Origin of the sequence: Ferruginibacter sp. (genome assembly GCF_031391665.1) — a bacterium.
In the GTDB taxonomy this organism is placed as follows: Bacteria; Bacteroidota; Bacteroidia; order Chitinophagales; family Chitinophagaceae; genus Ferruginibacter.
Genome location: NZ_JANMUN010000106.1, coordinates 1 through 7,247, shown reverse-complemented (window position 1 = coordinate 7,247; position 7,247 = coordinate 1). Strand labels below are relative to the sequence as shown.

The 7,247-nt window shown below is 36.9% G+C and carries 8 protein-coding genes; 4 read left to right on the top strand and 4 right to left on the bottom strand.

Going from position 1 to position 7,247, the window contains the following annotated elements:
* The 3 genes from polA to ACY651_RS08415 all read right to left on the bottom strand — a co-directional run.
* On the bottom strand, positions 1 to 2,363 hold a 2,363-nt coding region (polA, locus tag ACY651_RS08425; RefSeq protein ID WP_462251639.1), incomplete at its 3' end, for a DNA polymerase I.
* A gap of 271 nt (positions 2,364 to 2,634) precedes the next feature.
* Complete coding sequence (locus ACY651_RS08420) at positions 2,635 to 3,054, bottom strand: hypothetical protein (RefSeq protein ID WP_462251637.1); 420 nt, start codon at positions 3,052 to 3,054, stop codon at positions 2,635 to 2,637.
* A 73-nt stretch (positions 3,055 to 3,127) separates the two neighbouring features.
* Positions 3,128 to 3,859 (bottom strand): esterase family protein, encoded by a 732-nt coding sequence (locus ACY651_RS08415; protein WP_462251635.1) that lies wholly within the window; start codon positions 3,857 to 3,859, stop codon positions 3,128 to 3,130.
* A 153-nt stretch (positions 3,860 to 4,012) separates the two neighbouring features.
* Between ACY651_RS08415 and ACY651_RS08410 the strand changes: the two genes are divergently transcribed.
* A complete protein-coding gene (locus tag ACY651_RS08410; protein WP_462251633.1) occupies positions 4,013 to 5,179 on the top strand; it encodes a hypothetical protein in 1,167 nt (388 codons plus the stop codon).
* Positions 5,180 to 5,205: 26 nt separating this feature from the next.
* Here ACY651_RS08410 and ACY651_RS08405 read toward each other — a convergent pair whose 3' ends face one another.
* Entirely contained in the window at positions 5,206 to 5,946 is a 741-nt protein-coding gene (locus ACY651_RS08405) for a ParA family protein (protein ID WP_462251631.1), read from the bottom strand.
* Between the two features lie 98 nt (positions 5,947 to 6,044).
* Between ACY651_RS08405 and ACY651_RS08400 the strand changes: the two genes are divergently transcribed.
* The 3 genes from ACY651_RS08400 to ACY651_RS08390 form a co-directional block, all read left to right on the top strand.
* Positions 6,045 to 6,251 (top strand): NUDIX domain-containing protein, encoded by a 207-nt coding sequence (locus tag ACY651_RS08400; RefSeq protein WP_462251629.1) that lies wholly within the window; start codon positions 6,045 to 6,047, stop codon positions 6,249 to 6,251.
* Positions 6,248 to 6,733, top strand: coding sequence for an NUDIX hydrolase (locus ACY651_RS08395; RefSeq protein WP_462251627.1), 486 nt, complete (start codon positions 6,248 to 6,250; stop codon positions 6,731 to 6,733). Before ACY651_RS08400 ends, ACY651_RS08395 begins: the two co-directional genes overlap by 4 nt.
* Before the next feature lie 10 nt (positions 6,734 to 6,743).
* A partial coding sequence (locus tag ACY651_RS08390; protein WP_462251625.1) for a nicotinamide phosphoribosyltransferase domain-containing protein occupies positions 6,744 to 7,247 on the top strand: 504 nt, incomplete at its 3' end.

The following is a 7,247-nucleotide window of genomic DNA, read 5'->3' as shown; positions in this document are numbered from 1 at the left end:
CCAAAGTTTACACTCTTGGCTTTGTAACGCATTTCTTTGGTTACATCTTTTTCTTCTACATTAAAAACTTTTGCAGCAGTTGCGGTATGAATATCTTTTCCTGTTGTAAAAGCTTCGCACATATTTACATCACCACTAATGGCAGCTACAATACGTAATTCAATTTGAGAATAATCGGCAGAGATCAATACATGGTCTTTATCTCTTGGTATAAATGCTTTTCTAATTTCTCTGCCCCTGTCGGTACGTACCGGAATATTTTGGAGGTTGGGGTTGTTGCTGCTCAATCTGCCTGTAACTGCAACTGCCTGTGCGTAGGATGTATGTACACGACCTGTTTTTTTATTTATCATCAACGGTAACGCATCTACATAAGTGGATTTTAATTTGGTGTACTCCCTGAAAATTAAAATATCATCTACAATTTTATTTTGCGCTGCTAATTTTAATAACACCTCTTCGCCTGTAGCGTATTGACCAGTTTTTGTTTTTTTTGCTTTGGGATCTAATTGTAATTTATCAAACAATACTTCGCCCAATTGTTTAGGACTGGCCAAATTAAAACGAACGCCGGCTTGTTTATAAACACTTTCTTCGGCAATTTTAGCTTCTCTTTCTAATTCTTTACTGTAATCATTTAAAAAACCTTCGTCAATTCTTATGCCTTCAAATTCCATGGCGGTTAATACTTTTACCAATGGATTCTCTACTTCATAAAAAACTTTTTCTACTTCCTTTTCTTTTAATTGCGGGAGAAAAATATTTTTTAACTGTAAAGTAATATCTGCATCTTCTGCAGCGTAATCTTTTATTTTTTCTGCTTCTACATCTCTCATGGTGCCCTGCCCCTTTCCTTTTTTGCCAATCAATTCTTCAATGTGTACGGGCTCGTAACCTAAATATTTTGCACTTAATGCATCCATATTTCTTTTGCCATCGGGTTCAATTACATAATGCGCCAGCATGGTATCAAATATATTGCCGGCTAATTCAAAGCCATACCATTTCAGCATCAGCATATCGTACTTTAAATTTTGCCCAACCCAAGTGATTTTTATGTTACCGAATATTTCTTTAAAGTTGTTTAATAATTTAATGCAGGCTGCTTTATCTGCAGGGCAGGGCACATAATAACCTTCGGCAGGTTTTATCGAAAAACTTAAACCCACTAACTCTGCATCGTTAGCATCAATGCCGGTAGTTTCAGTGTCAAAACAAATTTGTGTTTCGTTAGTTAGTTTATTGGTTAATTGGTTAATTAGTTCATCGGTGTTAACGAGTATATAATTGTGTGGTGTGTTGTTAATGTTTTTGTCTGCAACCATCAAGCCTTCTTCCAAACCGCCGTCGGGGCTTGCGGCCGCCAGCGGGGTTGGCTGCGGCTGCTCAATAACGTTACCAAATAAATCCATTTGTGCTGTAGGTGCTTTTTGCACTTTTGGCTTTTCTGCATTGGTATGGTTCCATACTTCGGCAGTTACATTTATGTCATCGCCTAAAACCCTTTTACCTAAAGTTTTAAATTCCAGTTCTTCAAAAATTTCTTTCAATACCTCTTTGTTCATTTCTTTAATGCGGAAATTCTCTTCATGAAATTCTGCTGTGGGTACATTGGTAATAATGGTTGCTAATTTTTTACTCATTACTGCAAGGTCTTTTCCGGCCCTTACTTTTTCCCCAATGGAACCTTTTATTTTATCGGCATTATGTAAAATATTTTCTAAGGTTTCGTATTCGGCTAAAAGTTTTGCAGCAGTTTTTTCTCCCACACCTTTTATACCGGGTATATTATCTACGGCATCTCCCATCAATCCTAAAATGTCAATTACCTGGCTTACATTCTTTATGCCCCATTTTTCGCAAACTTCTTTTGGCCCCATTATTTCAATAGTACCACCCTGGTAAGGTGGTTTATAAATTTTAATATTTTTGCTAACCAATTGTCCGTAATCTTTATCTGGCGTTACCATAAAAACTTCGTAGCCTTCTTTTTCTGCCTGTTTTGCCAATGCACCAATTACATCATCAGCTTCGTAACCATCAATGGCAATTACAGGAATATTAAAACCTTCAATAATTTTTTTTATATCCGGTACGGCCGATAAAATATCTTCAGGCGTTTCCTGCCTGTTGGCTTTATAATCTGCAAAATCGGTATGGCGTTCGGTGGGGGCATGCGTATCAAAACACACGGCCATGTGCGTTGGGTTTTGATTTTTTATAAGATCGATCAATGTATTGGTAAAACCAAATTGTGCATTGGTATTTCTTCCTTTACTTGTAATACGTGGATTACGAATTAAAGCATAATAAGCCCGGAATACCAGTGCAAACGCATCTAATAAAAATAATTTTTTTTGCATGGCGTAAAGATAATAATTTCTCTATGCTGATGACAATTAGATATTAGCCTTCGACAGAAATCGCAAAATAAATTTTTAAGGGAAGTTAATATGATCGCTTAAATACTATGCTCCAATAAAAGTTCAATAAAGATGAGTTGTACAAGAGTACCCCGAATGCTTTCGGGATAACCTGTGCCACTGAAGTTGAACAAAGAAATATTAGCCGGACTGAAAAATAAAAAAGCCGCCTCATTACAAAGCGGCCATTGGGTTAGTAAGAAAACTATTTTTATAATGCGGTGATGTAAAATTTTTCTGTATTTCTTTCACTGGTTTTTTCAAAGCTTATTCCATCGTTGGTAACAGAAGTAATATCCCAGTATTTATTTAAGCCATTAAGTACGGCATTGGAGTTTTTAAAATGGATGGTTATTTTTTTAGAGATATTATCTTCTATCCAGTGGCCGGTAAAACTAACACCATTTTTTACAGCAGTTACGCTGCCGGCTTTATTAAAAGTAAAAGTATAATCTTTAAAATCGCAGGTGTTATCGGTATTAATATTACTAAAGCAATTCACCTTCCAGGTGCCTTTGGTTACTAATGGCGTTATTGATTCGGAAACTGCCAGTTTATCTATGCTGGTGCAGGCGGCAAAATAAATGATAACACAGCATTTTATTGCAAACAGGAGTAAAGGTTTTTTCATTTATCAGGATATTATCAGGTTTAACAGATTATATAACAGAAAAAGAACCTTTTTTATTGTATGTGTTAAAAAATTAAAACCGGGTTTCTAAGTAAGCCGGTAACATTGCCCGCCAGGTTGGCCAGTCGTGTTTCCATTCTTTGCCCCATACATCCAGTTCGTAATTAATGCCTTTACCGTATAAAACCGAGGCGAATTTACCCGATGCATCCGGGTCTTCATAATCGCCGCTGCCGGTGAGTATATGAATATGATTGCTGCTGCGTATTTGTTCCAAAACTCCGTGGTCGGTTAGGTTGGGAATGTAATGTGATGGTGAATTAAAATACACCTGCTCATCATAAAAGCCTTTGGTGTATTCTGTAAGATCGTACACGCCGCTCATGGCAATTACACCATTAATTAAATCGGGGCGTTTTAAAAAAAGATTCATGCTGTGCAGTGCGCCAAAAGATGCACCGCAGGTAATTATGGGTGTTTCGTTTGAAGTGCTGTTTTTTATAAACGGAATTACTTCGTTATAAATATAATGGTTAAACTGGTTGTGGCGGATGGCTTTATGCTCGCCCTGCATGTTGTTATTTAACCAGCTTTCGTTATTAATACTGTTTACTGAAAATACTTTTACTTTTCCGCCATTAATATAAGGTGCCAATGTATCCATCAGCTGAAAGCGTTCGTACTCCAAATAATCGGCTGCGGCTGTGGGTACCAGTAATAATGCAAAACCATAATCGCCATAACTGGCAATGGGCATTTCTTTTTGTAAAGCGGGGCTAAACCAGCTGGTAAGTTCTCTCTTCATATTAAAAGTTTATATTTGCACAGGCTTTGTAAAAATAATTACCTGAACTTGAAATTATGAAATCTGTACGATGTTTTGCAACATCTGATAAAATTAAAATCAATTAAAAAATAAATAATAATCCCTTTGTAAACTAAAACCAAGCTACAATACATGAAAACGAAATTTGTATACCTTTTTATATTATCCGTTATTTTATTTTCCTGCCAAAAGGAATTTAGCCTTGAAGCTGGTGTTACCAATACCGCTGAATTTACATTTGATGGTGCCCCCGCAGCCTGTACCCAGCCAACAATAAATGGCGCTTATATGGAAGGTATTGCTTTAAGTGCTGCTAATACAGTTACTATAGCCGTTACGGTAACCAAAGTTGGGTCGTATAATATAGTTACCAACGCTACCGGTGGAATTAGTTTTAATGGTACGGGCACTTTTACAGCATTAGGTACCCAAACTATTGTATTAACAGGTTCTGGTAAGCCGGTTGCAAGTGGGGCTTATAATTTTACACCAGGCACTACTGGTTGTAGTTTTACCATTACCGTTGCAGCTGCTGCACCCCCTGCAACTTTTACTTACACCAGTGTTTCAGGAGTGTGTACAGCACCACTGATAAATGGTACTTATACAGCTGGCACCGCATTAACTTCAACCAATACAGTTACATTGGGTGTAAATGTTACTGCAGGCGGCAGCTATTCTGTTAACACTAATCCGGCAAATGGGGTTACGTTTTCCGCATCGGGTTTACTGGCTGCCGGGGCACAAATTATTATCCTTACAAGTACTAATACACCAACCGCAGCCGGCACTTTTAATTATACCCCTTCAGGCGGGTGTAGCTTTCCCGTTACTTATGCACCGGCAGGTGGTGGTACCGGAACTAATTTTTTAAAATGTAAAATTGATGGTGTTCTTACCAATTTTAATACAGGTTTGCAGGCAATAAATATACCGCCACCTGCAGGTTTTCCTTCAAATATTTCTATACAGGGTAAAATTTCAGATATTGCAGGTGGTGTTCAGGAATTATGGGTAGCAGTTCAGGATCCTACCTCAGTTAATACAGGAGCTTATCCTAATGTTACATTTGGTACAATTTTAGACAGGGGGTGCATTGTTGGGTATTATCCAACCGGGTTTCCTAACATCTATTTTGGCGGGTCTGCAATTAGCAGCAATACATTCACAGTTAATATCACATTGCGTACTGCCACCCGAATTGAGGGTAATTTTGCCGGAACCTTATATGATCAAAATGGCTCCAGCCTTACTGTAAAGAAGATTATTGATTCCGGTTCTTTCAGTGTAGGATTTTAAGTTCGGGCTGATAGTGGTTTTAGCAACTACAGCACCCCTTCCTTAATCTCTATCCACAATTCCCTGTAGCATTTTGCCGCATAACTGCTGTTAGCAAATTCCATAATGGGTGCTTTGTGTACGCCCATTTTTTCTACATCAGATAAATAAGGGATATAATTTTGGAAAAAGCGTTTGTCTTTATACAACTCTTCCATTATTTCGTTGTGCATGTTTTTACGCAGATCGGCCATGGTAAAAAAGCACATCATCTTACTAATGTCCAAATCTTTTTCTTTAAAATAATCTTTTACCATATTGTAAGTACGGATAGATAAAGTAGTGGGAATAACCGGCATCAGCACAATATCTGCTGCATTAAAAATATTTTCGCTGAGCGCACTAAAGCCGGGGTGGCAATCAATAAAAACAAAGTCGTATTCTTTTTCTAATTGTTTCAACACCCCTTTCAAACGGTTTTTGTTGCCTTTCATTTCTTCCAGCATAATGTCAAAACTCCGGGTGTTGCTGTCGGCAGGTATTACATCCAGCAATTCAAAATCGGTACTCATTATGGCACTCTCCAAATCGGCATCTTTGGTAATTAATTTTTTAATGCCGGGATGCGTTTTGGGTTTTGCTTTATAATAAAAAGAAGAGGAACCCTGTGGGTCAATATCCCACAGCAGGGTTTTAAAACCATCGGCAGCAGCTAAGTAAGCAAAGTTTACACAGCTGGCGGTTTTACCTACGCCGCCTTTAAGGTTGTAGAGGGCAATTGTTGTCATATAAGAATGATTTATACGTAGTAAGATAGGGATTTTAAAAAATATTTGGTAAGAATCTAAAATTTATTTTACTTCGTGTTTAATTAACACTAACTAAAATGAACGAATTACAACAATACCCGAGGCCGTCAGTAACGGTAGATTGTGTGGTTTTTGGTTATGATGGTAATGCCATATCAGTTTTGTTGATTAACCGAAAAGAAGCACCTTTTAAAAATATGTGGACTTTACCGGGTGGCTTTTTGTTTTTAGAGGAAACTGCAGAAGAGAGTGCCCAAAGGATATTAAAAAAAAAACCGGGTTGAATAATCTTTTTTTAGAGCAGCTGTACACTTTTGCCGATGTGCAGAGAGACCCGAGGGGAAGGGTAATTTCTATTGCCTATTATACTTTGGTAAACCCAAAACTTTTTAATTTGGTTTTAGGCGATGCGGCAACAGATATAAAATGGTTTGATGCTAATAAAATCCCTAAAACCGGTTTCGATCATAAAGAAATAATTAAAGGGGCATTAAACAGGTTGAAAGCAAAAGTTACTTATCAGCCCATAGGATTTGAATTGCTGGAGAAACAATTTACACTTACCGAAATTCAATTTTTATACGAAGCCATTTTACAACGGCCGATTGATAAAAGAAATTTTAGAAAGCGCATGCTGGAAAGTAAAGTAATAAAAGCAACAGGCGAAAAACGCACCGGTTTAAAAAACAGGGCACCGGAATTATTTGAATTTGATGAACAGCAATATAAAAAATTAGTAAAGGAAGGATATCAGTTTAAAATTTAAAAACAACGTTATGAAAGTATTACCCTTATTATTAAAAGATGGTTATAAAGTAGGCCATAAATTTCAATACCCCGATGGAACAACTTTGGTGTACAGCAACCTTACACCACGTAAAGCAAGAAATGAAGCTGTGAACGAAATAATATTTTTCGGCCTGCAATATTTTGTAAAAGAATATTTAATAGAACAGTTTAACGATAATTTTTTTAAGGCAGATAAAAAAACTGTTATTGAAAGATATAAACGACGAATAGAAAATTATTTAGGCAAAGATGCCATTACTTATAACCATATTGAAGCATTGCATGATTTAGGTTACTTGCCTTTAGAAATTAAAGCCGTGCCCGAAGGAAGTTTAGTGCCCATGAGAGTGCCAGTATTAACTATTAAAAATACGCAACCCGATTTTTTTTGGTTAACCAATATGCTGGAAACATTAATGAGTGCTATACTTTGGAAGCCGGTAACATCTGCCACCACAGCTTTTCAATATGCAAAAGAATTTACTAAATAT